The 25,584-nt window shown below is 62.2% G+C and carries 21 protein-coding genes; 10 read left to right on the top strand and 11 right to left on the bottom strand.

Going from position 1 to position 25,584, the window contains the following annotated elements:
- Positions 1-23: 23 nt before the first annotated feature.
- Positions 24-638, bottom strand: a complete 615-nt coding sequence (locus Q5H89_RS11885) for a hypothetical protein (protein WP_305019536.1) — start codon at positions 636-638, stop codon at positions 24-26.
- Between the two features lie 33 nt (positions 639-671).
- Positions 672-4,148 (bottom strand): transcription-repair coupling factor, encoded by a 3,477-nt coding sequence (gene mfd, locus Q5H89_RS11890; protein ID WP_305019537.1) that lies wholly within the window; start codon positions 4,146-4,148, stop codon positions 672-674.
- A 141-nt stretch (positions 4,149-4,289) separates the two neighbouring features.
- Between mfd and Q5H89_RS11895 the strand changes: the two genes are divergently transcribed.
- The 3 genes from Q5H89_RS11895 to Q5H89_RS11905 all read left to right on the top strand — a co-directional run bounded on the left by Q5H89_RS11895 (position 4,290) and on the right by Q5H89_RS11905 (position 6,613).
- Positions 4,290-4,538 carry a hypothetical protein gene (locus Q5H89_RS11895; protein WP_305019538.1) on the top strand — a complete coding sequence of 83 codons (249 nt, stop codon included), beginning with the start codon at positions 4,290-4,292 and terminating at the stop codon, positions 4,536-4,538.
- A 12-nt stretch (positions 4,539-4,550) separates the two neighbouring features.
- The gene (locus Q5H89_RS11900) at positions 4,551-5,288 is read left to right on the top strand and encodes a metal-dependent hydrolase (RefSeq protein WP_305019539.1); all 738 of its coding nucleotides are present in this window, start codon (positions 4,551-4,553) and stop codon (positions 5,286-5,288) included.
- A gap of 233 nt (positions 5,289-5,521) precedes the next feature.
- On the top strand, positions 5,522-6,613 hold the full coding sequence (locus tag Q5H89_RS11905; RefSeq protein ID WP_305019540.1) for an NYN domain-containing protein: 1,092 nt from the start codon (positions 5,522-5,524) through the stop codon (positions 6,611-6,613).
- A gap of 90 nt (positions 6,614-6,703) precedes the next feature.
- Here Q5H89_RS11905 and Q5H89_RS11910 read toward each other — a convergent pair whose 3' ends face one another.
- Positions 6,704-7,159 carry a PaaI family thioesterase gene (locus tag Q5H89_RS11910; RefSeq protein WP_305019541.1) on the bottom strand — a complete coding sequence of 152 codons (456 nt, stop codon included), beginning with the start codon at positions 7,157-7,159 and terminating at the stop codon, positions 6,704-6,706.
- A 152-nt stretch (positions 7,160-7,311) separates the two neighbouring features.
- Between Q5H89_RS11910 and Q5H89_RS11915 the strand changes: the two genes are divergently transcribed.
- Complete coding sequence (locus tag Q5H89_RS11915) at positions 7,312-7,803, top strand: YajQ family cyclic di-GMP-binding protein (RefSeq protein ID WP_305019542.1); 492 nt, start codon at positions 7,312-7,314, stop codon at positions 7,801-7,803.
- 108 nt (positions 7,804-7,911) lie between these two features.
- A complete protein-coding gene (locus tag Q5H89_RS11920; RefSeq protein ID WP_305019543.1) occupies positions 7,912-8,709 on the top strand; it encodes a TerC family protein in 798 nt (265 codons plus the stop codon).
- Between the two features lie 62 nt (positions 8,710-8,771).
- Here the strand turns inward: Q5H89_RS11920 and Q5H89_RS11925 are convergent, their stop codons facing one another.
- The 4 genes from Q5H89_RS11925 to Q5H89_RS11940 all read right to left on the bottom strand — a co-directional run bounded on the left by Q5H89_RS11925 (position 8,772) and on the right by Q5H89_RS11940 (position 13,506).
- The gene (locus Q5H89_RS11925) at positions 8,772-9,200 is read right to left on the bottom strand and encodes a hypothetical protein (protein WP_305019544.1); all 429 of its coding nucleotides are present in this window, start codon (positions 9,198-9,200) and stop codon (positions 8,772-8,774) included.
- A gap of 94 nt (positions 9,201-9,294) precedes the next feature.
- Positions 9,295-9,858, bottom strand: coding sequence for a hypothetical protein (locus tag Q5H89_RS11930; protein ID WP_305019545.1), 564 nt, complete (start codon positions 9,856-9,858; stop codon positions 9,295-9,297).
- Positions 9,859-10,044: 186 nt separating this feature from the next.
- Positions 10,045-12,831 carry a M36 family metallopeptidase gene (locus Q5H89_RS11935; RefSeq protein ID WP_305019546.1) on the bottom strand — a complete coding sequence of 929 codons (2,787 nt, stop codon included), beginning with the start codon at positions 12,829-12,831 and terminating at the stop codon, positions 10,045-10,047.
- Between the two features lie 138 nt (positions 12,832-12,969).
- Positions 12,970-13,506 carry an RNA methyltransferase gene (locus Q5H89_RS11940; RefSeq protein ID WP_305019547.1) on the bottom strand — a complete coding sequence of 179 codons (537 nt, stop codon included), beginning with the start codon at positions 13,504-13,506 and terminating at the stop codon, positions 12,970-12,972.
- Between the two features lie 230 nt (positions 13,507-13,736).
- Between Q5H89_RS11940 and mutS the strand changes: the two genes are divergently transcribed.
- Together mutS and msrA are read left to right on the top strand one after the other, a co-directional pair.
- Positions 13,737-16,403 carry a DNA mismatch repair protein MutS gene (gene mutS, locus Q5H89_RS11945; RefSeq protein ID WP_305019665.1) on the top strand — a complete coding sequence of 889 codons (2,667 nt, stop codon included), beginning with the start codon at positions 13,737-13,739 and terminating at the stop codon, positions 16,401-16,403.
- Between the two features lie 90 nt (positions 16,404-16,493).
- The gene (gene msrA / locus Q5H89_RS11950) at positions 16,494-17,189 is read left to right on the top strand and encodes a peptide-methionine (S)-S-oxide reductase MsrA (protein ID WP_305019548.1); all 696 of its coding nucleotides are present in this window, start codon (positions 16,494-16,496) and stop codon (positions 17,187-17,189) included.
- 94 nt (positions 17,190-17,283) lie between these two features.
- On the opposite strand, the gene Q5H89_RS11955 is transcribed toward msrA, so the two are convergent.
- A complete protein-coding gene (locus tag Q5H89_RS11955; RefSeq protein ID WP_305019549.1) occupies positions 17,284-17,703 on the bottom strand; it encodes a hypothetical protein in 420 nt (139 codons plus the stop codon).
- A 145-nt stretch (positions 17,704-17,848) separates the two neighbouring features.
- Here Q5H89_RS11955 and Q5H89_RS11960 point away from each other — a divergent pair, with 145 nt between their 5' ends.
- Both Q5H89_RS11960 and Q5H89_RS11965 read left to right on the top strand, forming a co-directional pair.
- A complete protein-coding gene (locus Q5H89_RS11960; protein WP_305019550.1) occupies positions 17,849-19,024 on the top strand; it encodes a methionine aminotransferase in 1,176 nt (391 codons plus the stop codon).
- 86 nt (positions 19,025-19,110) lie between these two features.
- The gene (locus Q5H89_RS11965) at positions 19,111-19,908 is read left to right on the top strand and encodes an amidohydrolase (protein ID WP_305019551.1); all 798 of its coding nucleotides are present in this window, start codon (positions 19,111-19,113) and stop codon (positions 19,906-19,908) included.
- A gap of 21 nt (positions 19,909-19,929) precedes the next feature.
- Here the strand turns inward: Q5H89_RS11965 and Q5H89_RS11970 are convergent, their stop codons facing one another.
- Positions 19,930-22,251 carry a T9SS type A sorting domain-containing protein gene (locus Q5H89_RS11970; RefSeq protein WP_305019552.1) on the bottom strand — a complete coding sequence of 774 codons (2,322 nt, stop codon included), beginning with the start codon at positions 22,249-22,251 and terminating at the stop codon, positions 19,930-19,932.
- Positions 22,252-22,420: 169 nt separating this feature from the next.
- On the opposite strand from Q5H89_RS11970, the gene Q5H89_RS11975 reads away from it, so the two are divergent.
- Complete coding sequence (locus tag Q5H89_RS11975; RefSeq protein WP_305019553.1) at positions 22,421-23,719, top strand: UDP-N-acetylmuramoyl-tripeptide--D-alanyl-D-alanine ligase; 1,299 nt, start codon at positions 22,421-22,423, stop codon at positions 23,717-23,719.
- Positions 23,720-23,724: 5 nt separating this feature from the next.
- Here Q5H89_RS11975 and rfbC read toward each other — a convergent pair whose 3' ends face one another.
- Both rfbC and Q5H89_RS11985 read right to left on the bottom strand, forming a co-directional pair.
- On the bottom strand, positions 23,725-24,273 hold the full coding sequence (gene rfbC, locus Q5H89_RS11980; protein WP_305019554.1) for a dTDP-4-dehydrorhamnose 3,5-epimerase: 549 nt from the start codon (positions 24,271-24,273) through the stop codon (positions 23,725-23,727).
- Positions 24,274-24,339: 66 nt separating this feature from the next.
- Complete coding sequence (locus tag Q5H89_RS11985) at positions 24,340-25,482, bottom strand: glycosyltransferase family 4 protein (protein ID WP_305019555.1); 1,143 nt, start codon at positions 25,480-25,482, stop codon at positions 24,340-24,342.
- Positions 25,483-25,584: the final 102 nt, after the last annotated feature.

A 25,584-nucleotide genomic window follows, 5' to 3' on the forward strand; every position in this document is an offset into this window, starting at 1 on the left:
TATGCCTCGGGTAGAAAATGCCCCTAGCTGGCCGCCCGAAACACTTTGTCTTCCAGGCGCTTGATGCGGGGCTCCTGGCCTTCTACGCCGGGCAGGCGCTGGGCCAGGCCATCTACCTTATCGGCATCTGCCCGCATCAGCTGCAGCATTTGCAGCTGCGTCTGTACCACGCCATCGAGGCGCGAGTCCGTGCTTTCCTGGCGCTTCAGCAGCACCCGCAGGGCCTCCACGGCCACATCTTGCCGCTGTCCCTGGGTCTTGATTTCAGCCAGCAGCACGTCCTGCCGCTGCTCGGTTTCGGTGTGGCGGGCCTCTGATATTTTCAGGATATTGATAATGTCGCCAATCTGGTCGCCAACGGCATCCAGGCGTATTTCCTGCCGCTCCAGGCTGGCGGTATGGCGAGTTGCAATTTCTGCCAGGCTGTGCAGTACCTCGGTGTGGCTGTTCAGTACCTCCGTGTTGCTATGGATTACCTCGGTTTGGCCATTTAAAAGCTCACCCAGGCTGTTGATAGATTCACCGTGATTACCAAGTATTTGCAGAATGCGCGCAATCTGCTCCGCTTGCTGGTCCTGCTTGCGGGCCAGGTCCACCAGCAGGCTCTCTAATTGGTCGAAGCGTTTATTAATATCCATTGGCCGGGCTTTTTATTTGCTAAGGTACTGGTTTCAAGCCAATACCATTTCGGCGGCCCCTAGCTCCACGAGCAGGCGCTGGGCCATGCCCACGTTCCTGATGCCATCGATGGTGATTTGCAGCTTGTCTTTCTGGTCCTTCATGCGGGCCGTGCGCGGGTGGGTTTGCACGAAGTTGAGAATCTGCCCAAACTGCTCGCCCTGGAAGTAGGCCTCGTGCCCGGCGCCGGCGGGCAGGTAGGCCCGCAGCGTTTCGCGCTTCAAGGTCAGCTTCTCGAAGCCCAGGCGGCTAGCCTGCCAGCGCAGCTTCACAATATCCACGAGCTGCTGCACCTGCTCGGGCAGCGGGCCGAAGCGGTCGGTCATGCTGGCCACCAATTTGGCCAGCTCCTCGGGCTTCTGCGCGCGGTCGAGCTTGGCATAAAGCTGCAGGCGCTCCGACACGTTGTTGACGTAGGTATCCGGAATGAGCACCGGCAAATCAGTCTCAATCTGGGTTTCCTTGGCGCCCTGGCTGAGCGCGCCGGCCGCCAGTTGCAGGCGCTGCTGGCTGGTGCCGGCCGTGCCCTCGCCCAGAAACAGGTCCCGAAACTCGGTTTCCTTCAGTTCCTGCACCGCTTCATCCAGCACCTGGTGGTACGCCTCGTAGCCCAGGTCGTTGATGAAGCCCGACTGCTCGCCCCCTAGCAGGTTGCCCGCGCCCCGAATGTCGAGGTCGCGCATAGCCACGTTGAAGCCCGCCCCCAGGTCCGAAAACTCCTCCAGTGTGTGCAGGCGCTTGCGGGCATCGGAGGGCAGGTTGGCTACCGGCGGCGTCAGCAGGTAGCAGTAGGCCTTGCGGTTCGAGCGGCCCACGCGGCCGCGCATCTGGTGCAAATCGCTGAGGCCCGTCAGGTGCGCCCGGTTGATAATGATGGTGTTCGCATTTGGAATATCAAGCCCGCTCTCGATGATGTTGGTCGAAACCAGCACGTCAAATTCGCCCTCCACAAACTTCATCATGCGCTTTTCCAGCTCCTCGCCTTCCATCTGGCCGTGGGCAAACGTGACCCGGGCATTGGGCACCAGCCGCACTATCATGGCGGCTACCTCGATGATGTCGCTCACCCGGTTGTGCACAAAAAACACCTGCCCGCCGCGCTTCAGCTCGCGCGCCACGGCATCGCGAATCAGGGTTTCGTCGAACACGTGCAGCTCCGTGGTTACGGGCTGGCGGTTGGGCGGCGGCGTGGCAATCACGCTCAGGTCGCGGGCGCCCATCAGCGAAAAGTGCAGCGTGCGCGGTATCGGCGTGGCCGAGAGCGTGAGCGTATCCACGTTCACCTTGATTTCTTTGAGCTTGTCCTTGGTTTTGACGCCGAATTTCTGCTCTTCGTCAATGATGAGCAAGCCCAAATCCTTGAATTGTAGCTTCTTATTAGTTAGCGCGTGTGTGCCGATGAGAATATCGGTGCGGCCCGCCGCCACGCGCTCCATCGTCTCCTTCACCTGCTTCGGCGACTTGAAACGGTTGATGTACTCCACCGTCACCGGCAGGTTGGCTAGCCGGTCGCGGAAGGTCTTGTAGTGCTGCATCGCCAGGATGGTCGTGGGCACCAGCACCGCCACCTGCTTGCCATCGGCCGCCGCCTTAAAGGCCGCCCGAATGGCAATTTCCGTCTTGCCAAAGCCCACGTCGCCGCACACCAGTCGGTCCATGGGGTGGGGCTGCTGCATGTCGTTTTTCACGTCCTCCGTGGCCTTGGCCTGGTCGGGCGTGTCTTCATAAATGAAGCTCGATTCCAGTTCGGCCTGCATAAAGCCGTCCTTCGAAAAGGCGAAGCCCGGCGCCGTTTTTCGCTTGGCATACAGCCGGATAAGGTCGGCCGCAATGTCCTTAACCTTCTTCTTAACCGACTTCTTCTTGTTCTCCCACTCCGGCGAGCCCAGCTTGCTCATGGTGGGCGGCGCGCCCTCCGCGCCGCTGTACTTAGCTATCTTGTGCAGGGCGTGAATGCTGACCGTCAGCACGTCATCATCGCGGTACACCAGGCGGATGGCCTCCTGCACGTGCCCGTTTATCTCAATCTGCGTCAGGCCCGCGAAGCGGGCAATGCCATAGTCCTGGTGCGTCACGTAATCGCCGGGCTGCAAGGTTTTCAGCTCGCGCAGCGTCAGGGCTTTCTTCTTCGAAAACTTCTTGGTTTCCTGCGCCCGGTAGTAGCGCTCAAACAGTTGGTGGTCAGTGTACACAGCCAGGCCTAGCTGCTCGTCTACGTAGCCTTCGCGCAGGGCAATGAGCAGGTGCTGAAACTGCACGTTGGGGTCTAGCTCGTCGAAAATCGTGCGCAGCCGGTCGGCCTGACGCACCGAGTCGGCGGCGATAACGGTGGTGAAATCGCGCACCTTATTCTCCCGGATATTCTTCAGCAGGCGCTCAAAATCCTTGTTGAAGCTCGGCTGCGGCTTGGCCGTAAACTTGAATTCCTGGGCACTTTTAAAGTAAAACCGCTTACCAAACTCCACAACGGCAAACTCGTCGAAGCACTTTTTCAGGCTCTTGCCGTTCTCAAACAAGTCGGCCGGCTTCGACACAATCTGCATGCCGCCAGCCTCTTCCAGTACCTTCTTAAAGTTGCTTTCGGCCTTGTCAAACAACTCCGTTACCACATCCAGCGTCTGGCGCATATCCTTGACCCACAGGCAGCTAGTGCGCGGCAAAAACTCCAGAAACGACTCGCGCCGCTCCTGCAAGAGCTTGGTTTGCACGTTCGGAATAATGCTTACGCTCTGGCGCGGCTCTACCGAAAGCTGGGTTTCGGGGTTAAAGGTGCGGATGCTCTCAATCTCGTCGCCAAACAGCTCGATGCGGTACGGCAGCTCATTGGCGTAGCTGAACACGTCTACGATGCCGCCGCGCACCGCGTACTGCCCGGCCTCGTACACAAAATCCGACTTCTCGAAGTCGTACTGCCCTAGCAGCTCGCCCAGAAAATTCACGTCCAGCTTGTCGCCCACCTTGGCCGAAAACGTGTTTTGTACCAAGCTTTGGCGGTTGATAACCTTCTCGCTCAGCGCCTCAGGGTAGGTTACGATGAGCGGCGCCGCCCCCAGTGCCGCCACGCCAGCCTGCCGGCTGGCATTGAGCTGGTTAAGTACTTCGGCGCGCATCAGCACGTTGGCGTTTTCGGTTTCGTCAAACTCGTAGGGCCGCTTGTAGGAACTGGGGAACAGCAGCGCTTCCGGCCCCTCGGGCAGCAGGTGGCGCAGGTCGGCCATAAAGAGCGCCGCCTCGTCCTTGTCGTGCAAAACGAACACGTTGGGGTGCGCAAAGTGGGCGCTGGCCGCCGCCACTACGGCATCTTGCGAGCCCACCAGGCCGCGCAGCTGCACGCGCAGCTCGCCGCCGCGGGCCGCATCGTCGGCCGGGCGGCCGGCCTCGGCGGGCTGGTAGGCGGCTAGCAAGCGCGCGCTCAGGGTTTGCAGCTCGGCGTCGAGGCGATAAAGACGAAGAAAATCAGCTACTTGCACAGGATATTGCTAACGGACAACTAAAAAACGGCCAGCCCGGCCGGGGAAATTCCGGTCGGGCTAGGCGCTGGGTTAATACCGCTGCCAAGCTCCGAAAGTTTCCGCCGTAACTTGGGCCAAGATTTTTAGTATAGTAGTGATATGAATCCGCGTGACCTACCTGAAGTCGTGGCCGAATTAATTATTGAAATGCACGAAGTGCGCTCGGAGCTAAAAGAAGTGCGTACCGAAATAAAGGCTATGCGCGAAGACCTGAAAGCCATGCCCGAGCAGATTGGGACGGCTACCATTCGGGCGCTGGAGCCCTTCCTCAATCGCCTGCTGGAGCACGACGACCAATTGCGCAAGCACGAAGGCCGCCTCAATAATCTCGAATCTCCCCAGCAGTAAGTAGTTAAGTAGTTGCGCGGTTCTGCTCACCTGGCCATTGGCCTCATTACGGGCCTAGCCGTGGCTAGCCTCGTGCCCCAAATTCCGTTTTCGGTAGCCGGCATTGCGCTGGCGGGCTTCTCCTCCCTCGCCCCCGACCTCGACCACCCCGACAGCAAGCTCAGCCATCGGCTAGGGTTCGTACACGGCTACGTGCGCTGGGCTTTTGGCGCGGCGGCGCTGGGGCTGGGCGCCTACGGGTATTTTCAGCAGGTGCCCGGGCCTGAGCAGCGCCTCACCTACATTGCGGGGCTGGCCTTCGCGCTGGTGGGCGTGGCGCTGCAGGGCGGCTCAGCCCGCAAGCTGGCGCTGCTTTTTACGGGGCTAGCCACGGTGCTGGCGGGCCTCTACGCGCAGTTTGTGTGGCTGAGTTTGCTAGGGGCCTTCATCAGCCTGGCGCCGTTCACCGGCCACCGCACCTGGACGCACACTATCTGGGCCACGCTGCTCTGGACCTACATCGGCTACCTGGCCAACCGTAGCCTGGGCTGGCGCGGCATAGCCCACTATGCCGGCGCCGGCTACGCCTCGCACCTGCTGGCCGACACGCTTACCAAGGCCGGCGTGCAGTGGTTGCGTCCTATTTCCCTCTGCTTTCGCATTCCGCTGCTCAGCACCGGCTCCAAGGCGGGCAACCTGATGGAGGCGGCCATCTGCGTGGGCTACGGGCTGCTGGTTCTGGGGCTGGCTATCGGGCGGATTGGGTTTTAAAATGAATAACTTGTGTATGTACTTGTCCTGCCTTAGCTTCGCATCAGAGCGAATGATACGGCGGCGGTAAAAGTATCCTGGTGTATAGTATAACAGCTCGGCTCACCTAGGCCCGGGCACCCCGTCAGTCGCTTATTCTTACTGTGTTAGTTCGCCGGGCAGTTAGCCCGCCTACTTTATTTCAACTGCTACCCCATTCTCAAATTTTTACCCCCACCAACTTACCAGTTTTTATGAACCAGATGAATAGTCCGCTCATCCGGGTCGGCGTTTTTTACGACGGCAATTATTTTCTTAAAATTAGCGATTATTACTATTTCCAGCACGAGCGCAAGGCCCGCATCAGCCTCGAAGGCCTGCACGAATTTATCCGCCACCAGGTAGCCGAAGAAGAAGATGTGGACGTGCGCCTGGCGCAGATTACAACTTCGCACTTTTTCCGGGGTCGCCTCTCGGCCACCGAAGCCCGCGACAAAGACCGCCTGTTTCACGACCGCCTGCTCGACGATATTCTGATGAACCTGGGCGTGTGCACGCACTACATGCCCCTCAAAACCCGCGACGGCCGCCTGCAAGAGAAAGGCATCGACGTGTGGCTGAGCTTAGAAGCCCTCGAAATGGCGCTGCACAAAACCCTCGATGTGGTGGTACTCATCGCGGGCGACTCCGATTACGTGCCCCTCATTCGTAAGCTCAACACGGTGGGTACCCGCGTGATGCTGCTTAACTGGGACTTTAAGTACGAAGACTTTAAGGGCGAAACCCGCGTAACCCGCGCCTCGCAGCACCTGCTCGAGCAGGCTACCTACCCGGTGGCCATGCACGCCGTTATCGACCGCGGCCTGCAGGAGCAGGACGAGGTAGTGGAGAACATGTTCGTGACGCAGAGCGAGCCCGCCGCGTTTGCCAGCGTGGCGGCCCCCTCGGCGCCCGCCGCCCACACCAACGGCCAGAGCTACGCACCGGCTGCCTCAGCAGCGGCGGTGGCCGCAGCGGCAGCTAGCCGCGGCGTGCGCCCCACCGGCCCCACGGCCGCCGGCCCGGTAGGCACCATCGGCATCAGCACCATCAAAAACCTGAAAAACGGGTTTGGCTTCGTGGTGATGCCGCCCAACAACTTGTTTTTCAGCTACGCCGATTTATCGGAAGGCGACTTCAACGACCTGCGCGAGGGCGACTGGGTCGAGTTTACGGTGGGCCGCAACCACCGCGACGAAGACTGTGCCCGCAATGTGCGCAAGGTAGCCGCCCCCACCATGACCGGCGACGAAGACGGCGACTACGAGCCGAGCGCCGCCGCACAGTCGGTGAGCGCCGTGCTGTAATTGGTTAAGCAGTAGAAAGGTAAAAGGAGGAATTGCTGCTGGTGAAACCGGCGGCAACTCCTCCTTTTTTATGGCGCTTACGCTGCCTCGCTACAAGTTCTTTTTGCTGGCCGGGTAGCGGTTGAACGTGCCCAGGCCCTGCGCCACGGCCGGGTCTTCGCCGGCTTCGGCTGCCTGCCGGTAAATGGTGCCGCTCACCACCATAATAGACTTGCCCGCGTGCTCGACCTGCGCCACGGCCCGCAGCTCATCGCCGAGGTGCACGGGCCGCAAGTAGTTGATTTTGAACTCAACCGTCGACACCAGCTCGCCGGCCGTGAAGGCCTGAGTGAGCGCCGCCGCCCCTAGCACGGCATCCATAAGGCCGGCCAGCACGCCGCCGTGCGCCGTGCCCGGCGATGACAAGTGCGCCTCCCCGATAACCATGCGGTACTCGGCCTGGCCGGGCGCGGGCACCGTCAGGGCCATGCCATTGGCCTGGCCGTAGCGGTTGATGCGGTTGTAGTGGGCTACCAGGGCGGGCCAATCAGGGAGTGCTTGCGGCATAGGAAAAGGAAGCGGAAAACGCGAAAAATTGCCTTACGTTGAAGAGCGGGGCGGCGAAGATGCACCCCAACTCGCTGCCGGGCACCCCTACCTTTGCCCGGCCGACCGGGGCTAGCGGCCGCCGCCTCGTTTTACTTAATCTTACCTTACTCATGCCCTCCTTCGATATCGTCAGCAAAGTAGACCCGCAAACGCTGGAAAACGCCATCAACACCGCCAAAAAAGAGCTGGCTACGCGCTACGACCTGCGCGACACCAAGGGCGGCATCGAGCTGAATAAAAAGGATAATACCGTGCTGCTCAGCTCCGAAAACTCGATGCGCATCAAGGCGCTGGAGGATATTCTGCTCACGCGCATCGTGAAGCAGGGCATTGATGGCACGGCCCTCGACTTCACGGCCGAGGAGCAGGCTAGCGGCACGCTGGTGAAGAAAACTGTGAAAGTGCGCGCCGGGGTCGATAAGGACGCGGGCCGCAAAATCATCAAGACCATCAAGGATAGCAAAATTAAGGTGGAGGCCCAGATGCAGGACGACCAGATTCGGGTTTCGGCCAAGAAAATCGACGATTTGCAGGCTGTGATTGCCCTGCTGCGCCGCACCGACAACGGCCAGCCGCTCCAGTTTGTGAATATGAAATCGTAACGAATGCGCGCAAACAGCGATTGAGTACCAGGCGGCCGGCGGGCCAATGCCGCCGGCCGCCGTATTTTTCACCCTTCATTCACTTTTACCTACCTTACTACCTGCCGTTTGTCACCATTCGCTGCTTTTTCTTCCGAGCATTTTGCGGCTTTCTCGCAGGTGCAAACCTGGGTTAGCCTGCTCACTCTCACGCTGATGGAAATCGTGCTGGGGATTGACAACATCATCTTTATCTCCATCACCGTCAACCGGCTAGCCCCCAGCGAGCAGACGCGGGGCCGCACCATCGGGCTGCTGCTGGCGCTGCTGTTTCGCATTGGGCTGCTCATGAGCATCTCCTGGATTGTGAGCCTGCGTTCGGCGCTGTTCACCATTAATATTCCGCCCATACTCGAAAACTTTGGTGTGAGCGGGCGCGACCTGATTTTGCTGGCCGGCGGCCTGTTCCTGATTTACAAGAGCATCACGGAGATTCATACCAAACTGCAGGGCGAAGAGGAAGAGGAAACTACCAATAAGGCCCATGCCAAACTGGGGGCAATTATCCTGCAAATCATCGTTATCGACATCGTGTTCAGCTTCGACTCCATCCTCACGGCTGTGGGCTTGGTCGACAACGTGCTGGTGATGATAGCCGCCGTTATCTGCGCCATGGGCATTATGCTGGCCTTCAGCGGCACGGTGGCCGACTTTGTGAATCGCAACCCTACTATTAAAATGCTGGCGTTATTATTCCTCATCGCAATTGGCTTTATGCTCGTGCTGGAAGCTGTCCATAAGGAAGTAGAAAAGGGCTACCTATACTTTGCTATGGCTTTCGCGCTGATAGTAGAACTGCTGAATATGCGCCTACGCCGCAAAAGCAAAAAGGGGCCGGTGCAACTGCGCGACTCGCGCTACGACTAGCCCCTAGCCGCCACCAACTTCCAAAACAGCGCGTTGCTCACCCCGGGCGGCGCGCTGTTTTGCTAGGTGGGCAGGTAAGTAAGCAACTCGGGCACGCTGCTGAGCACGCGCTGCTCGGCCAGGCCGAGCAGGCGGCGCGTAAGCTCGGGGCGGTGCTGGCGGTAGAAGGCCAGCTCGGGCGCGGTGAGCAGGCCCACGGCCAGCCCCGCCAGGGTGGCGCGCAGGCGGGCATTGCGGGCCAGCAGCTCGGTAAGCAGGCGCGTGGCCTCGGTGGGGGCGGCGGTGGCCAGGGGCAGGCGGTAGTCGCGGGCAAAGTCGGCCACGGTAGCTAGCAGCACCGCGTGCTGCAGCTTGAGCACCGGGCGCAGCACCTGCTGCTGAAAGTCGGCCACAGTGCCAGGGGTAGGAATGGCGGCCGGCTGGCCGGCAATGGCCGGGCGCAGGGCCAGCAGCGCCGCCTCGGGGCGGGTAGGAGAGTCGGAAGTAGCCATAAGCCTGCGTAGTACGCGCACAAAAAAAGCCCGGCCGAAGCCGGGCTTTTTTTGTGCGCGTACTACGCAGGCTTAACTAGTGCATAGTAAGCAATCATTCTGCACCACCCGCTCCACCGTTATATGTGCTAGTGATGTAAGCATCGCTAGATTTTTCATAAATATTTGAAGGAGAATAAGTGCCCATGCCATACTCTAGTTTCAAAGAGTAACGACCTACTTGTGAATCGTACGCTGAAGAGTAGGCTCCACCGTTGAATACCTCAAGAGGAAGTTCTATCAGCAAACCATCTACTAGATGTGGGTCAACGCTTCCCATATACAGTTCCTGACCGTCTGGTTTTGTCAGATAAAATCTGATAAAGTCCGCATGATACAAGTTGATGCATAACGGATAGGCAAACGAAGCATATATCTTCTTCGTTACAGCGCTATTTGACAGACGGTAGTAAGTTTGGGGAAAGCTTGTGTTGTTCAAAGAGTTTTGTTTGGACTCATCCTTGATTAATGGTATGTAAGAGTACATTTCGTGATTGCACGACACATCAGCGGTGCTATTAAGTTGGCTCTGTGTCGGCGTGGGTTGGTCGCTATCTATTTTCTTACAAGCATTGAGCCCGACAATCGCAGCCAAAGACAGGGTAAGTAAAAGCTTCATTCGTGAAAAAGGAAAAGGGTTGGAAGAAAGAAAAACTAGGATAGTTTTTTTGACAAGCTTAAAAAATATATTCACTTAGGGCAAATGTAATGTTATTAAGTAAATATTAATAATTTTTATAGGCCACTGCACAAAAAAAGCCCGGCTTCAGCCGGGCTTTTTTTGTGCAGTGGCGGCTAGGGCCGTTTAGTGCTGAATGGTCACCTTGGTCGTGAAGTTGCCTTCGGTGGTGGCTACGCGCACAATGTAGAGGCCGGTGGCGAGGTGGCTGGTATTCAGCTCTACGCCGCTTTGCTGCATCTGGGCGGTGGGCACCGTAGTCGAGAGCACCGTTTTGCCGAGCAGGTCGAGCACCGTGACGCGCATGGGAGCGGCGCTGGGCAGCTGCGTGCGCACCGTGAGGCGGTCCTGGGCCGGGTTGGGGTAGGCTTCGAGGCTGGCGCTGGTGGTTACGCCCGTGGCAGTGGCCAAGGGGATAACCTTGGTTTGGGGCGGCAGGTCGAAGGCCTGCACAATGCCCGTTACCTTAGGCTGGCCGTTCACGCGGTCGCCCTGCTTGGCGCTGTAGCCCATGCCGCGGCGGGCAAACACGTTCCAGATGAGGTCAGCGTTGGCGGCGCGGTTGGTAGAAGTATCGGCGCGCAAAATGGCGTCGCGGCCATCGAGGAAGCCCGGCTGGCATACTTGCAGCTTGCAGCCATCGAGCACTAGTTTCAGGGTCTTGTTGTTGCCGCCGGTGGTGCTGGCGAAGAAATCGGCGTTGTAGCCGTACTTGCTAATCATGGCCCAGTTCAGGTCCCAGAGCACGCTACACCATACTTCGCCTACATCATGAGTCTCGCTGAACTGCGTGTTAATGTTAGGGCCTAGCTGGGCATAAGTATAGTTATTGCCCGAGGCTGACATATCGGTGGTGTAGGGCTTATGGCGGAAGCCTGGAATACCGAATGGGCCAAGGCTATTGTCGTAGGCGCCCGAGTAGCGCTTGGTGCTGCCCATGTCGCTGGGCAGGGTCGTCATCCAGAGGCCAAAGAAGTCGCTCCAGCCTTCGCCCATAGTCTGGTTGCCAGTGGTGTTGTCGAGGCAGGTGGTAGAGCCGCCACCGGTGAGGCGGTTGCTGATGCCGTGGCCAAACTCGTGCGATACCACGCCGTTGTCGAACGTGCCGTCGAAGTCGGGGCCTAGCGCCGCCGCTACGTTGATGGTGCCACCCGCCTGCAAGGCGGCCCGCAGCTTAAAGCCGTCGGCCCCGCTGATGAAGATGGCCGGAATGCGAATGCCCACCGTATCGGTGCCGCCAAACGCGGTGAGGCCGGTGGTGGCCAGCGAGTCGAACACGATAACGCCGGTGGCGCCGTTGGCCTGCGCCCGCTTCACCTTGGGCGCAAACTGGTTGTTGGCCCGGGGGCTGAGGCCGGTGAGCTGCGGGCAACCGCCGCGCTGAATAAAGGCAATGTTGCCCGACACGTCGGCCGCATTCACGAAGGGCGTGGCGCAGCCGTGGTCGCCGCCATCGGCCGATACGCCGTCGTTGACGAGCACAAGCTTACCTGCCAGCGGCTTCTTGAAAAGGCGCGGCCCGAAGGAAACGGCCGTGAACTTGTAGGCGCCGGCCACCGTGCTAGGGCCCGTCACGGTCAGTACGTTAGCATTCTGATTCTGAAACAGGTACATGCGCATCCGGCCGCTGGTACCATCGGGCAGGGTGGCAAAGTTGGCGTTGTCGAGGCCGCTACCGTCCTGGGCCTGGGCCAGCACGTAGTCGTTGCCCTTGCCCAGGGCCGTCAGGTTCTTGTACTGAAAGTTGCCCGACACCTCGTCGAAGCCATGCGCCATCATCACGTCGTGGAGCATGTTGTTCCAGTAGAACAGGTTGGTGATGCCGGAGGCCAGGTTGCCCGGGTCGCGCGAGCCCTTGGTCTGGTCGAAGGGGAAGTCGAAAGTCAGCGTCGGCCCGCCGTCGGGCGAGGAAGTAGGGGAATTGAGGTTAGCGGTCGCCGTATTGCTGTAGTTGTCGAAAGCGGCTACGTTGTTGCCGCGCGTCAGGTACTTGCCGCTAGAGGCCAGTGAGTAGCTATCGGCAAAAAAGCCCGTGGGCACCTTCGATTCTTCTACCTGCCAGCCCACGGGCGAGTACAGCGCATTGGCCGAGCTTAGCAGCACGCTGCTGCGCCCCGCAATAAGCGGGTTTTCGTAGGGCACCGGCACCACGGTCAGGCTGTTGGCCGGCGCGGTGGTGCTCAGCACCGATTTGGCGGCGGCCGGCGCAAAGGCCAGGGCCTGCTGGCGGCTAGCCGCGGCGTGCTGCTGCTGCTGGCGGAAGGTGGTGGCCTCGTGGGTCACGAAGTCATTCTTATCTACCAGCTGGCCGGTGGCGGCATCAATGCGGGCGTTCCAGTAGTGCTCCTGGTCGAGCTGGGCAATGCTTACCTCCCACACCAGCACCAGCTTATCGTTCTGGCGGGTGTACAGGAGGCGCACCGGAATGTTCTCCTCCGAAATGCCCCCGTTGTTGAAAACCATGCCGTCGGCCACGCGGGCTTCTACCACGGTGCGCAGGCCCACGGGCCGGGGCAGCCCCAGGCTTACCGCGGCGGCCACCACGGCCTGCTCGGGCGTGAGCGTAGGGGTGGGCGCGCCGGCCTTGGCCGTGGCATTGGTCACAAAGTCCTGCGCCGCAAAAATAACCTTGCCCGTTTTGTCGGTGTGCACGGCCCCGGTGGCATTGAACACCACCAGCCCGTTCACGCGCTGTTGCAAGTAGGTATGCGTGATGCCGGTGCTGGCATCGGTATACGTATTGGTAACTAGTGGGTTAGACACATCGCCGGCGCTCAGGCCCTGGGCCTTGGCCCGGGCAGTGAAGGCTGCCACGGCTGCGGGGGCCTGCTGGGCCGCCGCCAGGCCGGGCAGTGCCAGTGCCGCAGCAAGTGCCAAGGTACGGTAGCCCAAACGGGTAGAAAACAACGTCATAGAAAAGGAATTAGGTACAAAAAAGAGTTGTGAGCGCAGGCTTCAAAGATAAACAAATTTCTGAAATGAGGGCTATCAATTTTCCCTGAAAAAATCAGCAAAAATGCAAATTCTCTTCAAGCTTCACGGCCGCGCTTTTCAAACAAAAACCTCCATCTTAAGCAGCACATCCCACAGCACCACGCCCGCCGCCACGCTCACGTTGAGCGAGTGCTTGGTGCCGAGCTGCGGAATCTCCACGGCGGCCTCGCACAGGGCCAGCACCTCATCATCGACCCCAAACACCTCGTTGCCCAGCACCAGGGCTAGCGGCCGGCCCGGCGCGGGCCGAAACTGCGGTAGCGGCACCGAGCCCGTTGTTTGCTCCACGGCCACGAGCTGGTAGCCGGCCGCCAGCAGCTGCCGGGCGGCCTCCAGGGTGGTGGCGGTGTGCGTCCAGGCCACCGATTCGGTGCTGCCCAGGGCCGTTTTGGTAATTTCGCGGTGCGGCGGCCGGCCCGTAACGCCGCACAGGTAGAGGTGGGCTAGCGCAAAGGCATCGGCGGTGCGAAACACGGCGCCCACGTTGTGCAGCGAGCGCACATTGTCGAGCACCAGCACCACCGGGCTTTTGGGCGTAGCTTTAAAATCGGCCACCGGCAGGCGGTTCATCTCCTGCATCGTGAGTTTGCGCATGGAAGTAGGGCGAACTTTGTGGCTCGCGAAAGAGGTTTTGCAAGCCCCATTTGTCTTTGCGCTCGCAAAGACAGACGCTTAATTTAATTTACTGATTGAAAACGGCGAGCCCCAAAGTTCGCGCTTCTGCCTTGTCTACCGCTCCTGCTCCCGCCGCCTCGTCTAAGTTCGCCATTAAGTCGCTGGGGCCCGACCACATCAAGCCCGCCGCGGTGGCCGAGACGCCACTCATGCGCCAGTACTACCAACTGAAGCAGGAGCACCCGGGCGCGGTGCTGCTGTTTCGGGTGGGCGACTTTTACGAAACCTTTGGCGAAGACGCCGTTACGGCCGCCCGCATCCTCGACATCACGCTCACCAAACGCGGCGCGGGCACGGCCAGCGAGGTGGCGCTGGCCGGCTTTCCGCACCACTCGCTCGATACCTACCTGCCCAAGCTGGTGCGCGCCGGCCAGCGCGTGGCCATCTGCGACCAGCTCGAAGACCCCAAGCAAGCCAAGGGCCTAGTAAAAAGGGGCATCACCGAACTCGTGACGCCCGGCGTGAGCCTGCACGACAACACCCTGGAGCGCCGCCAGAACAACTACCTCGCCGCCGTGCACTTCGGCAAAACGGAGGGCGGCATTTCGTTTTTGGACATCAGCACCGGCGAGTTTCTGGTGGCACAGGGCACCATCGACTACCTAGGCAAGCTGCTGCAAAACTTCCGGCCCGCCGAGGTGCTGTTTTGCAAGCGCAACCGGGGCGAGTTTGAAGGTCATTTCGGCCCCGATTTCTGCACCTACGCGCTTGATGAGTGGGTTTTCGGCCCCGACTACGCCCACGATACCCTCACGCGGCACTTCCGCACTACTTCGCTCAAGGGCTTCGGCGTCGATAACCTGCGGGAAGGCGTGATTGCGGCCGGCTGCATTCTGCACTACCTGGCCGAAACCAAGCACACTGATATTCAGCACGTAGCCTCGCTAGGGCGCCTCGAAGAGGACAAGTACGTGTGGCTCGACCGCTTCACGGTGCGCAACCTGGAGCTGGTGCAGGCCCAGCACCCCGGCGGCGTGCCGCTCATCGACATTCTCGACCAAACCCTGACGCCGATGGGTGCCCGCCTGCTGCGCAAATGGGTGGTGCTGCCGCTGAAGGAAGTCAGCCAGATTCAGCGCCGCCTCGACACCGTGGCGGCCCTGGTGGCCGACCCCGAGCTGCTGGAAGAAGTGCAAACCCAGCTGCGCCCCATCAATGATTTAGAGCGCCTTATCTCGAAAGTGGCCGTGCGCCGCGTGAACCCGCGCGAGCTTTTGCAGCTGGCCAGGGCCTTGGAAAGCATTGCGCCGCTACGCGAAAAGCTGGCCGCCTCGGGCGTGCGGGCGCTGGAAAAGCTGGCCGACCAGCTCAACCCCTGCACCTCGCTGCGCAAGGAAATTCAAACCAAAATCCGGCCCGATGCGCCGCTGCTCACTAACCAGGGCCACGTCATCATGGATGGCGTGGATGCCGAGCTGGACGAGCTGCGGGGGCTAGCCTTCTCGGGCAAGGACTTTCTGCTGAAAATGCAGCAGCGCGAGCAGGCAGCCACGGGTATTTCATCTTTGAAAGTGGCTTATAACAAGGTGTTTGGCTACTACCTTGAAGTCAGTAATGCCCACAAAAACAAGGTGCCGCCCGAGTGGATTCGCAAGCAAACCCTCGTGAACGCCGAGCGCTACGTAACCGAGGAGCTGAAGACCTACGAGGAGAAGATTCTCAATGCCGAGGAGCAGTTATTTGTCATTGAAAGCCGTATCTACCAGGAAGTTGTGCTGGCCGCGCTCGACTTCGTGAGCCAGGTGCAGCAGAACGCCCGCGCCATTGGCGTGCTCGACTGCCTGGCCTCGTTTGCGGCCACGGCGCGGCAGTACCGCTATGCTAGGCCCACCGTGAACGACGGGCCGACGCTGGATATTAAAGGCGGGCGCCACCCGGTGATTGAGCGCCAGCTGCCGCCCGGCGAAAGCTACATCCCCAACGACCTGTGCCTGAGCCAGGACGACCAGCAGATTGTGGTGATAACCGGCCCCAACATGGCCGGTAAGTCGGCGCTGCTGCGCCAGACGGCGCTCATTGTGCTGCTAGCCCAGATTGGCTCGTTTGTGCCCGCCGACGAGGCCACCATCGGCATCATCGACAAGATTTTTACCCGCGTGGGGGCTAGCGATAACCTCAGCAAGGGCGAAAGCACCTTCATGGTGGAGATGACCGAAACGGCCAGCATCCTGAACAATCTCTCGAACCGCAGCCTCGTGCTGATGGACGAAATCGGGCGCGGCACCAGCACCTACGACGGCATCAGCATTGCCTGGGCCATTGTGGAGCACCTGCACAACAACCCCAAGGCGCGGGCTAAAACGCTGTTTGCCACTCACTACCACGAGCTTAATCAACTGGCCGACGACTGCCCGCGGGTGCGCAACTACCACGTGGCCGTGCAGGAAGCCGATGGCCGCGTGCTCTTTTTGCGCAAGCTGCGGCCCGGTGGCTCCGAGCACTCGTTCGGCATTCATGTGGCGCGCATGGCCGGCATGCCGCCCGCCGTGGTGCTGCGCGCCAACGAGATAATGCACCACCTGGAGCAGGAGCGCACCCAAACCGGCCTGGCCGAAACCCCGGACACTGGCGCGCCCACCGAGCTGGACGAGCTACTGGCCGGCCTCGACGAGCAGCCCCGGGCCGGCGCCCAGCCCCGGCCCCGCGCCACCACGGCCGTGGCCTCGGCGCCCAAGATTCAGCTCAGCATGTTTGAGCCCGGCGACCCCAAGCTGGAGCAGCTGCGCGAGCTGCTGCAAGTGCTGGACATCAATACGCTTACGCCCATTGAGGCGCTGCTGAAATTGCAGGAGCTGAAGGGGCTGGCTAACTCCTGAGTGAGCGAACCAGCGGCTAGCCGGCGGTGTTGTAAAGAATCCGGTGGAAGCACGTCTAACGTATAAAATCCATCACTTTCCATGACTCCCATGACCAAGCTTTTGTCGGCCGCTTCTGGCCTGGGCCTGCTGGCCCTCGCGGCCTGCGGCTCGCAGCAGCCTGCCCAGGCGCAGGCCCAAACGCCCGCCGCGCAAGTGGCCTCTACGGCCGGCTTCGCGCCTAAAAACCTCACCGGGCTTGCCCAGGCCACCTTTGCGGGCGGCTGCTTCTGGGCGCAGGAAGAGGCGTTTGAGGAAATAAAGGGCGTGAAGCAAGTGGTAAGCGGCTACGCTGGCGGCACTGTGCCGCACCCCAGCTACGAGCAGGTGGCGGGCCAGCAAACCGGCCACACCGAAACGGTGAACATCTACTACGACCCCAAAGTGATTAGCTACCAGGAGCTGGCCAACATCTTTTTCACGGCCAGCCACGACCCCACGCAGCTCAACCGCCAGGGCCCCGACACGGGCCCCGAGTATCGCTCGGCGGTGTTCTACCGCACGCCCGAGGAGAAAAAAATCATCGAGCAAACCATTGCTAAGGTCAACGCCTCGAAGGAGTACAGCGATAAGATTGTGACCCAGGTGGTGCCCTTCACCCAGTTCTGGGATGCCGAGGCTTACCACCAGGGCTACTACCGCCTCAACCCTGATAACCCCTACATCGCTAATGTGTCGGAGCACAAGGTGGCACACGTGCGCAAGCTTTTTCCGCAAGACCTGAAGGCTAACCTGCCCAATCTGTAGGGAGCTAGCCCCTGCCAATAGCAAAGCCCTGGCTTAGCGGTGTAACAACCGCTAAGCCAGGGCTTTATCGTTAAGGGTTTCGGCCTTGTTCCAGCTACCGGGCGGGCGCCGCAGTGCCCACGCTGGCGGCCCAGCGGCGGGCCTGCTCGGCATCGGCAAAGTATTGTGTATCGAAGGGGGCGTGCGCCGTGGCGCGCTGCATAATGGTGCTGATGCCCATGCGGTTAAGCGCATCCTGCGACTCGACAATGGCCAGGCGGTGCACCCCTAGCTTGGCAAATTCGGGAAACCACACCTGGTTTATCCAGTCCTGGTCGGCGGGCCGAATGGTGCGCAGCAGCGTGTTATTGGCTACCCAGCCCTGCACGCGGTGCTGGCGGGCCAGGCGCAGCGCCTCGGTTAGGGCCGTGCGCAGCTGCTCCGAATTAACAAAGCCCAGCCATTCGGTTTCGAGCGTAGCACCGGCCGGGTAGTGGTGCAATTGCACAAAAGAAGTATGGTAAATAATCGGCATTGCAGAAATAAAACGCGACTTAAATGCAACCAGCGGAGTACTTTACCCGAAATTACGGTATTCGCCGTGAACTGTTCGTTAAGCCACCCTCCCTGCCCACCCTGGGTATCATTTCCTTTTCCCTCCTGCTTTCGTTTTTTTCGTGATGGTGGAATCCAAGCTGCCCGATGTCGGCGTCAGCATTTTTTCGCAAATGACTTTGCTGGCTCAGCAAACCGGGGCCATCAACCTGGCTCAAGGTTTTCCGGACTACGACCCGCCGCTGGCCCTGCGCGAGGCGCTGGCCCGGCACGCGCTGGCTAGCGGCAGCCACCAGTACGCGCCCATGCCGGGCCTGCTGCGCCTGCGCCAGGCCATTGCGGCCCAGGCGGCCCGCTTGCAGCCCGGCGCGCCGCCGCCCGATGCCGAAACCGAGGTCACCATCACGGCTGGGGCCACCGAGGCGCTGTATAGTGTGCTGGCGGCCGTAGTGCGGCCCGGCGACGAAGTCATTATCCTGGAGCCGGCCTACGACCTTTATGGGCCGGCCGTGCGCCTGCAGGGCGGCGTGCCGCGCTACGTGCGCCTGCCGGCACCCGACTTCCGGCCCGACTGGGAGGCAGTGCGGGCGGCCGTATCGCCCCGCACCCGGCTCATCATGGTCAACTCGCCGCACAACCCCAGCGGGGCCGTGTTTAGCGAGGCCGACTGGGCCGCGCTGGCTAGCCTCGTTGAGGGCACCGAAGTGCTGGTGCTCTCGGATGAGGTATACGAGCACCTGGTGTTTGATGAGGTGGCGCCGCGCAGCGCCCGCCAGCACCCGGCGCTGCGGGCGCGCAGCTTCGTGGTGTCGTCGTTTGGCAAGACCTACCACGCTACCGGCTGGAAGGTGGGCTACTGCCTGGCCCCGCCCGCGCTCACGGCCGAGCTGCGGCGGGTGCACCAGTTCGTGACCTTCGCCGTGAGCACGCCTACCCAGCATGCCCTGGCCGACGTGCTGGAGGCCGACCCCACCGATGCCCACGCCCGGGGGCTAGCCGGCTTTTACCAGGCCAAGCGCGACGAGTTTGCAGGCCTGCTGGCCGGCGCGGGCTGGGACCTGCGGCCCGTGCCGGGCGGCTACTTTCAGCTGGCCGGCTACGCGCAGTTTTCGCAGCTGGGCGACCGGGCGTTTGCCGAGGAACTGGCGCGCAGCTGGGGCGTGGCGGTAGTGCCCGTGTCGGCTTTTTACCACGATGGGTACGATGTTGGGTTGGTGCGCTTTTGCTTTGCCAAAGGCCCCGCCACGCTGCAGGCGGCGGCCCGGCGGCTAGCCCGCCCGCCGGCCCTGGAGGCTGGTTAGCTAATATGTTAGAACTGCCCGTTGCTTGCCGATTTTCTATACTTACTACCTGAGAGCGCTGTGCTGCCGAAGAATTTACCTTTAGAATGAATGATTTAACTGTATCCCTGGTCCAAACTACTTTGCACTGGCACGACCCGGCCGCCAACCGGGCGCAGCTCGACGACCTGCTGGCCTCGGCCCTGCCCGGCGCCGGCATCACCGACCTCATTGTGCTGCCCGAGATGTTTACGACCGGCTTCAGTATGGCGGCTGCCACCCAGGCTGAGCCTTACCCCGGCCCCACCCTCGACTGGATGCGTGAGCAGGCCGTGCGCTACGATGCCGTGGTGACGGGCAGCGTGCTCACCGAGGAGGGTGGCGCGTACTTCAACCGCCTGCTGTGGGTGCGCCCCGATGGCTCGCACAGCGCCTACGACAAGCGCCACCTGTTTCGGCTGGCCGGCGAGCACGAGGTGTTTACGGCCGGGGCCTGCCGCTTGCTGGAAGAGTGGCGCGGCTGGCGCATCCGGCCGCTTATCTGCTACGATTTGCGCTTCCCGGTATGGAGCCGCAACAGCCCGCACGAGCCCTACGACCTGCTGCTGTACGTAGCCAACTGGCCGCAGGCGCGCATCGAAATCTGGCGCACGCTGCTGCGCGCCCGGGCCATCGAAAACCTGGCTTATACGGTGGGCGTCAACCGCCTGGGCACCGATGGCTCGAAGCTGGATTATTCGGGTCAGTCGGCTTTGCTCGACATTCATGGCGAGTACTTAGCCCAGGCCGGCAACCTGCAAACCGTGCTCACGCACACGCTACAGGCCGCGCCGCTGCAAGAGCTGCGCCAGCAGCTACCCTTTTTGCTTGATGCCGACCACTTCGAGCTGCCCGACGCGTGCTAGCCTGGCGCCGGCCGGGCTAGCTTACTGGCCCACCGCCAGCCGCTGGCTGGTGGCGGTGCCATCAGCGGCGGTGGCCTGCACCACGTAAAGGCCCGGCGCCAGGCCGCGCAGGTCGAGGCGGCGCGTGCGGGCCAGCGTGGCGTCGGTGCGCACGAGGCGGCCGGCCAGGTCGAAGAGGCGCAGGCTGGTAGGCAGGGCGGTTTCGACGGTGGCGGCCCCGGTGGCGGGGTTGGGGTAGAGGCTGAGGGCTAGCGTGGCGGCCGCGCTGGGGCGGGCGGCCAGCACCGTGCGGTTGCGGGGCAGGTAGCTCAAAAGGCCGCCGGTTTCGGTGCCCACGTACAGCTCGGGCACGCCGTCCTGGTTGAGGTCGGCGGCGGCGGCGGCGTAGCGCAGCACGTAGCCCTGGCCCAGCCGGGCGGGCTCGTACTGGCTGGTGAAGCTGTTGTAAAACAAGCTGGTAGTGCCCGTAAAGCTGCCGCTTTGGGTCTGGAAAGCGCTGTAGAGCGCCACCGTGCCCCGGCCATCGAGGGTGAGCAAATCGGGGCGGCCGTCGCCGTCGAAGTCGGCTACGGCCGGCGCCAGGTAAGGCGGGCGGGCCCCCTGGTCGAGCAGCTGGCCGTAGTCGTTATTAGCCAGCACAAACAGGTTATCCACGTTGCCGCCGGCCGCCGCGCCCTGGTTGCGGAAGTAGCGCAGGCTGCCGCCCGCCTCCTGGGTATCGTTGGTGCCGAGCAAAAGGTCCACGTAGCCATCGCCGTCCACATCAAAAAAGCACGGCGTGTCGCCCTGCCGGGCGGGCAGCACGCCGCTGCCCGCCGCGCCCTGCGGCTTGAAGTAGCTGGCCCTGGCCAGGCTGAAGCTCATCGGCTGGCCGGCCGCCGCCGCGTTCAGGATGTAGCGCAGCTGGTTGGTGGTGCCGTTGTACACCGAGTACACGAGGTCGAGAGCGCCGTCGCGGTTCACGTCGGCCAGGGCTGGGCGCAGGCTCTCAAACTTGACGCTGGGCGTGCCGGCCGCCGCGGCGGCTAGCCCCAGGTAGTCGTCGGTAACGAGCCGAAACACCGGCCGGCGCGCCGTGCCCACGTTGCGGTAGTAGTAGAGGCTGGCCCGGTAGTAGCCGTTCACGAGGTCGGCCTGGTTGCCTATTAGCATGTCGGTCAGCCCGTCGCCGTCGATGTCGCCGAAGGCCGGCACGCTGCCCTCGCTCACGTCGAGCATGTCGTTTTGCAGAAAGCCATCATTGGCCAAGCTGAAGCTGGGCACGGCCGCGGCGCTGGCCGCCGCGTTCTGATACAGCCGGATGCTGTGGCGCATACTCACGCGGTCGAGCGAGTTGTCCGTCATGTTGGGTGCCACCACGAGGTCAGGCACGCCATCAAAGTTGGCATCGAATGAATACGGCGCCGGAAATACCGGCAGGCTCACCGGCGCAGCAGCCGATGGGAAAGCGCTGCTCACCCCACTAGCCGCCAGCAGGCCATTAACGGTGCTGTTGCCCGAGTTGAGCAGGCGCGTGAGCTGCGGGCAGTTGTCGCGGCCATCGAGCAGGTCGAGCTTGCCATCGCCGTTCAGGTCGAGCAGCAACACGCTGTGGCCGGGGCTGTGCTGCACTTTGTAGATGGCGCAGGCCGAGCTGCCCGCCGGCTGGTACAGGGCGCAGTCGCCGGCGCAGGCCACGAGCTGGCCCCAGTAGTTGGTGCTTTGGGTGAAGGAGCTGATGCCGCCGCAGCTGCTGGTGCTGGTGTTGAGGTACATTTCCAGCACGGTAGAGCCCACAAAATCGTAGGTCAGAATATCAAGCCGGCCATCGCCGTTTACATCTTGAATAGAAGGGGTATTGTACGAGCCAATGTTGAGGTTACTCACGTAGCCGTTGGCAATGGGAAATGACAGGAAGGGGCTAGCCAGCACGAAAGAAGGCCGCCCGCTGGCATCGGCCACGTTGTGAAACACCCGGATATCGCCCCCGCTGGCGAAGGTGAACAGGTCGGCCCGGCCGTCGCAGTCGTAGTCGCGCAGCAGCGCCCAGCCCGAGAGGTCGCCCGGAAACACGGCCTCGTACTCGGGCGCGTACTGCCAGCGCCGGCCGCTAGCCCCGGCCACGCTCAGGAAGGTGTAGGTGCGCGCCGTTTCGCGGTCGAAGGCGAAGAGGTCGGCCTGGCCGTCGTTGTTGAGGTCGATGGTGCTGAACTGCGGCGTGTTGAGGCCGCCCGCCCAGGCGTGGGCCAGCGTATCGGTGCCCTGCACCACCTTGGCCACGCTGCCAAAGGCAAAGCCAAACTGCGAGTTGGCCGCCGTCTGCGCCCGGGCCGCGCTCAGTGCACCTAACAGGATGATAGCCAAGAGAAAACAACGCCGCATAAGCCAAAAGTAAAGTGCCCGTACCGGCTAACAACGCTAACCGGGCCGTAAGTTGCACCCAATAAGGAGGAATGGAGAATGAAGAAGGCGGAAGCAACCACCGCTGCCCAGCCGGTGGGCAGTTCCTGATTCTTCCTTGATACTTAAGCAGATGACCCTCTACGACCACTACCTCGCCGCCCAGGGCCAGGTCAGCACCGATTCGCGCCAGCCCCAGCCCGGCACCCTGTTCTTTGCCCTCAATGGCCCTAGCTTTCGCGGGGCCGATTTTGCCGGGGGCGCCCTGGCGCAGGGCGCGCGCCACGCCGTGGTCGACGATGAACGCCTGGCCGCCCACGACCCCGCGCACTACACCTACGTGCCCGACCCGCTGGCCGCCCTGCAAGCCCTGGCCCGCGAGCACCGCCGCCGCTTCCGGGGCCCCGTGCTGGCCGTGACGGGCTCAAACGGCAAAACCACCACCAAGGAGCTGCTGACGGTGGTGCTGGCCCAGAAGTACAACGTGCTGGCCACCATCGGCAATTTGAATAATCACATTGGCGTGCCGCTCACGCTGCTGCGCCTGCGCCCGCAGGAGCACGAAATTGCCATCATCGAGATGGGCGCCAACCACCAGGGCGAAATTGCGGCCTACTGCCAGTGGGCCGAGCCCACGCACGGCCTCATCACCAACATCGGCAAGGCCCACCTCGAAGGCTTTGGCGGCGAGGCAGGTATTGCCAAAGGCAAGGGCGAACTATTTGACTACCTGGCCAGCCACAGCGGCACGGCCTTCGTCAACACCCTCGATGCCAAGCTGCCCGCCCTGGCTAGCCCCGTGCCGCAGCGCATCAGCTACCCCGGCGCGGCCGATGCGTACCCGGCCAGCCTGCTGGCCGCCGACCCGGCCCTGCGCCTGCGCCTCTGGGACGGCACCGAGGTAGCCGGCCAACTCACGGGCGAGTACAATTTTCCCAACATGGCCGCCGCCGCCGCCGTGGGCGCGTTTTTTGAAGTGCCCGCCGCTCAAGTAGCCGTTGCCCTGGCTGGCTACAACCCCCAAAACAACCGCTCGCAGCTCGTGCGCACGGCCGGCGGCAACGACCTTATTCTCGACGCCTACAATGCCAACCCCAGCAGCATGGCGGCCGCGCTGCGCAGCTTTGCCCAGCGCCCCGTGGCAGCCGGTCAGGGCCGGCTAGCCATCCTGGGCGACATGTTTGAGCTGGGCGAAAGCGCTGAGAGCGAGCACCGTGCCCTAGGCAAGCTGCTGGCTGAGGTGGGCCTCGATAACGTGCTGCTCATCGGCCCGCTCATGCAGGCGGCTGCCCAGGCCCAGCCCGCTGCCCAGCACTTTGCCGATAAAACGGCCGCCGCCGTGTGGCTGGCCGGGCACCCCGCCGCCGGCCAGCTCGTGCTGCTCAAAGGCTCGCGCGGCATGGGTCTGGAAACCCTGCTACCGCTGCTATAAACGAACTAAAACGGGTTGTCCAGCTCGGCCAGGGTAGGTAGTATCGCATCCTTGGGCGATACCAGGGCCTCGCCCTCGAAGCCCCAGTCGATGCCTAGTGCGGGGTCATCCCAGCGCAGGCCGCTTTCGGCGGCGGGGGCGTAATAGTCGGAGCACTTGTAGAGAAACAAGGTGTTGTCTTCCAGCGCCACGAAGCCGTGGGCGAAGCCTTCGGGCACGTAAAAGGCATTGCCCAGCTCGGCCGTGAGCAGCACCTTGGCGTGCTGGCCAAAGGTGGGCGAGCGGTGGCGCAGGTCTACCACCACGTCGAGGGCCCGGCCCTGGGCCACGCGTACCAGCTTGGCCTGGGCGTGGGGCGGGCGCTGAAAGTGCAGCCCGCGCAGGGTGCCCGCCTTGGAGATGCTTTGGTTGTCCTGCACCCAGTGGTGGCGGGGCAGGCCTAGCCCTTCCATAGTGCGGGCGCTGAACGACTCGAAAAAAGCGCCGCGCGGGTCGCCAAAAATGCGGGGCCGGAATTCCAGCAGGCCCGGCAGGGGGTGCGTAATAATTTCCATAGTCAGAAGCTAAAAATAAGGCCGGCGGGGCAGTATTCGTGGTGGGCAACCGTCCTGGCGGCCGGGCTACGCCGCCCGCCCGCGGCCCTGGCCGGCTTCCGCCACGGCCGCCAGGTACTGGCCTAGCACGAGCTGCTCGTCAAACTTTTCTTCGGCCAGCTGGCGGCTGGCGGCACCCAGGGCGGCTAGCCGGGCGGGCGGCAGCTGAGCCACCGCAAGCAGCTTGTCGGCCAGGTCGGCGGCGTCGCGCACCTGGCACAGGTAGCCGTTGCGGCCGTTCTGCACGGTTTCGCGGCAGCCGGGTACATCGGTGGTTACCAATGGTTTGCCGCAGGCGGCGGCTTCGAGCAGGGTTTTAGGCGTGCCTTCGCGGTAGCTGGGCAGCACCACGCAGTCGGCCTGGTGCAGGTGGGCGGCCACGTTGTCGGAGGTGCCCAGGTAGTCGATGTCGCCGGCCCCTAGCCACTGCTCAAACGTGGCCCGGGGCACTCCCACGCCGCCCGCCTCGTCGAGGGCCCCTAGCAGCTGAAACCGCACTGCGCCGGCCGGCAGGGCGGCCCGCACCTGCTTGGCGGCTTCAAAATATTCGACAATGCCTTTCTCGTAGAGCACCCGCGCCACCATCAGGAAGGTAAACGGCTCGCCGGGCGCCTGCTCGGCGGCCGGGGCGGGCCGGAAGCGCGCCAAATCGACGCCCGAGCCGGGCACCAGGCCCGTGAGCGCCGGCTTGATGAGGCCGTAGCGGATGAAAAGCTCGCGGTCGTCGTTGTTCTGAAAAAACACCTTGTGCGGAAACTGGAAGGCTAGCCGGTACAGGCCCCGCGCCACCTTGCTCACCAGGTTTTCGACGATAAACACCGTGCCCAGCCCGCTCACATTGTTGATGCTGGGCACGCCCGCAATGCGCGCGGCCAGCGTGCCGTAAATGTTGGGCTTGATGGTGAAGTGCAGCACCACATCGGGCCGCTCGCGCCGGTACACCGCCACGAAGCGCCGCGTCAGTTGCACATCCTTAAGCGGGTTGGTGCCCTTGTTTTCCATCAGGATGGGCACGTAGCGGCAGCCTAACTCTGTCTCCAGCCGGTCGGAATAAGCATCGGGCGGTGCGATGGCCAGCACCTCGTGGCCCGCCGCCTGCAGGGCGCGCACCAGGCCGCGCCGAAAATTCCAAATGTTCCAGGAGGTATTGATGACGAGGGCAACGCGCACGGGCTAGCGGGGGACAGAAAGCAGGAAAAGCACTAAAACGGGGCAAAGGTCGGGCCGGATGCCGCGCCGCTCGCTATTAAAGTAGAATCGGCGGTTACTTTC

The organism is Hymenobacter cheonanensis (genome assembly GCF_030581075.1).
Classification (GTDB): Bacteria; Bacteroidota; Bacteroidia; order Cytophagales; family Hymenobacteraceae; genus Hymenobacter.

What these genes read in the sequence shown, in the direction of transcription:
- Q5H89_RS11885 (WP_305019536.1), bottom strand. Translation starts at nt 638, where the DNA reads ATGGATATTAATAAACGCTTCGACCAATTAGAGAGCCTGCTGGTGGAC.
- Q5H89_RS11895 (WP_305019538.1), top strand. Translation starts at nt 4,290, where the DNA reads ATGAATCCGCGTGACCTACCTGAAGTCGTGGCCGAATTAATTATTGAA.
- Q5H89_RS11905 (WP_305019540.1), top strand. Translation starts at nt 5,522, where the DNA reads ATGAACCAGATGAATAGTCCGCTCATCCGGGTCGGCGTTTTTTACGAC.
- Q5H89_RS11910 (WP_305019541.1), bottom strand. Translation starts at nt 7,159, where the DNA reads ATGCCGCAAGCACTCCCTGATTGGCCCGCCCTGGTAGCCCACTACAAC.
- Q5H89_RS11915 (WP_305019542.1), top strand. Translation starts at nt 7,312, where the DNA reads ATGCCCTCCTTCGATATCGTCAGCAAAGTAGACCCGCAAACGCTGGAA.
- Q5H89_RS11925 (WP_305019544.1), bottom strand. Translation starts at nt 9,200, where the DNA reads ATGGCTACTTCCGACTCTCCTACCCGCCCCGAGGCGGCGCTGCTGGCC.
- Q5H89_RS11930 (WP_305019545.1), bottom strand. Translation starts at nt 9,858, where the DNA reads ATGAAGCTTTTACTTACCCTGTCTTTGGCTGCGATTGTCGGGCTCAAT.
- Q5H89_RS11935 (WP_305019546.1), bottom strand. Translation starts at nt 12,831, where the DNA reads ATGACGTTGTTTTCTACCCGTTTGGGCTACCGTACCTTGGCACTTGCT.
- Q5H89_RS11940 (WP_305019547.1), bottom strand. Translation starts at nt 13,506, where the DNA reads ATGCGCAAACTCACGATGCAGGAGATGAACCGCCTGCCGGTGGCCGAT.
- mutS (WP_305019665.1), top strand. Translation starts at nt 13,737, where the DNA reads ATGCGCCAGTACTACCAACTGAAGCAGGAGCACCCGGGCGCGGTGCTG.
- msrA (WP_305019548.1), top strand. Translation starts at nt 16,494, where the DNA reads ATGACCAAGCTTTTGTCGGCCGCTTCTGGCCTGGGCCTGCTGGCCCTC.
- Q5H89_RS11955 (WP_305019549.1), bottom strand. Translation starts at nt 17,703, where the DNA reads ATGCCGATTATTTACCATACTTCTTTTGTGCAATTGCACCACTACCCG.
- Q5H89_RS11960 (WP_305019550.1), top strand. Translation starts at nt 17,849, where the DNA reads ATGGTGGAATCCAAGCTGCCCGATGTCGGCGTCAGCATTTTTTCGCAA.
- Q5H89_RS11965 (WP_305019551.1), top strand. Translation starts at nt 19,111, where the DNA reads ATGAATGATTTAACTGTATCCCTGGTCCAAACTACTTTGCACTGGCAC.
- Q5H89_RS11975 (WP_305019553.1), top strand. Translation starts at nt 22,421, where the DNA reads ATGACCCTCTACGACCACTACCTCGCCGCCCAGGGCCAGGTCAGCACC.
- rfbC (WP_305019554.1), bottom strand. Translation starts at nt 24,273, where the DNA reads ATGGAAATTATTACGCACCCCCTGCCGGGCCTGCTGGAATTCCGGCCC.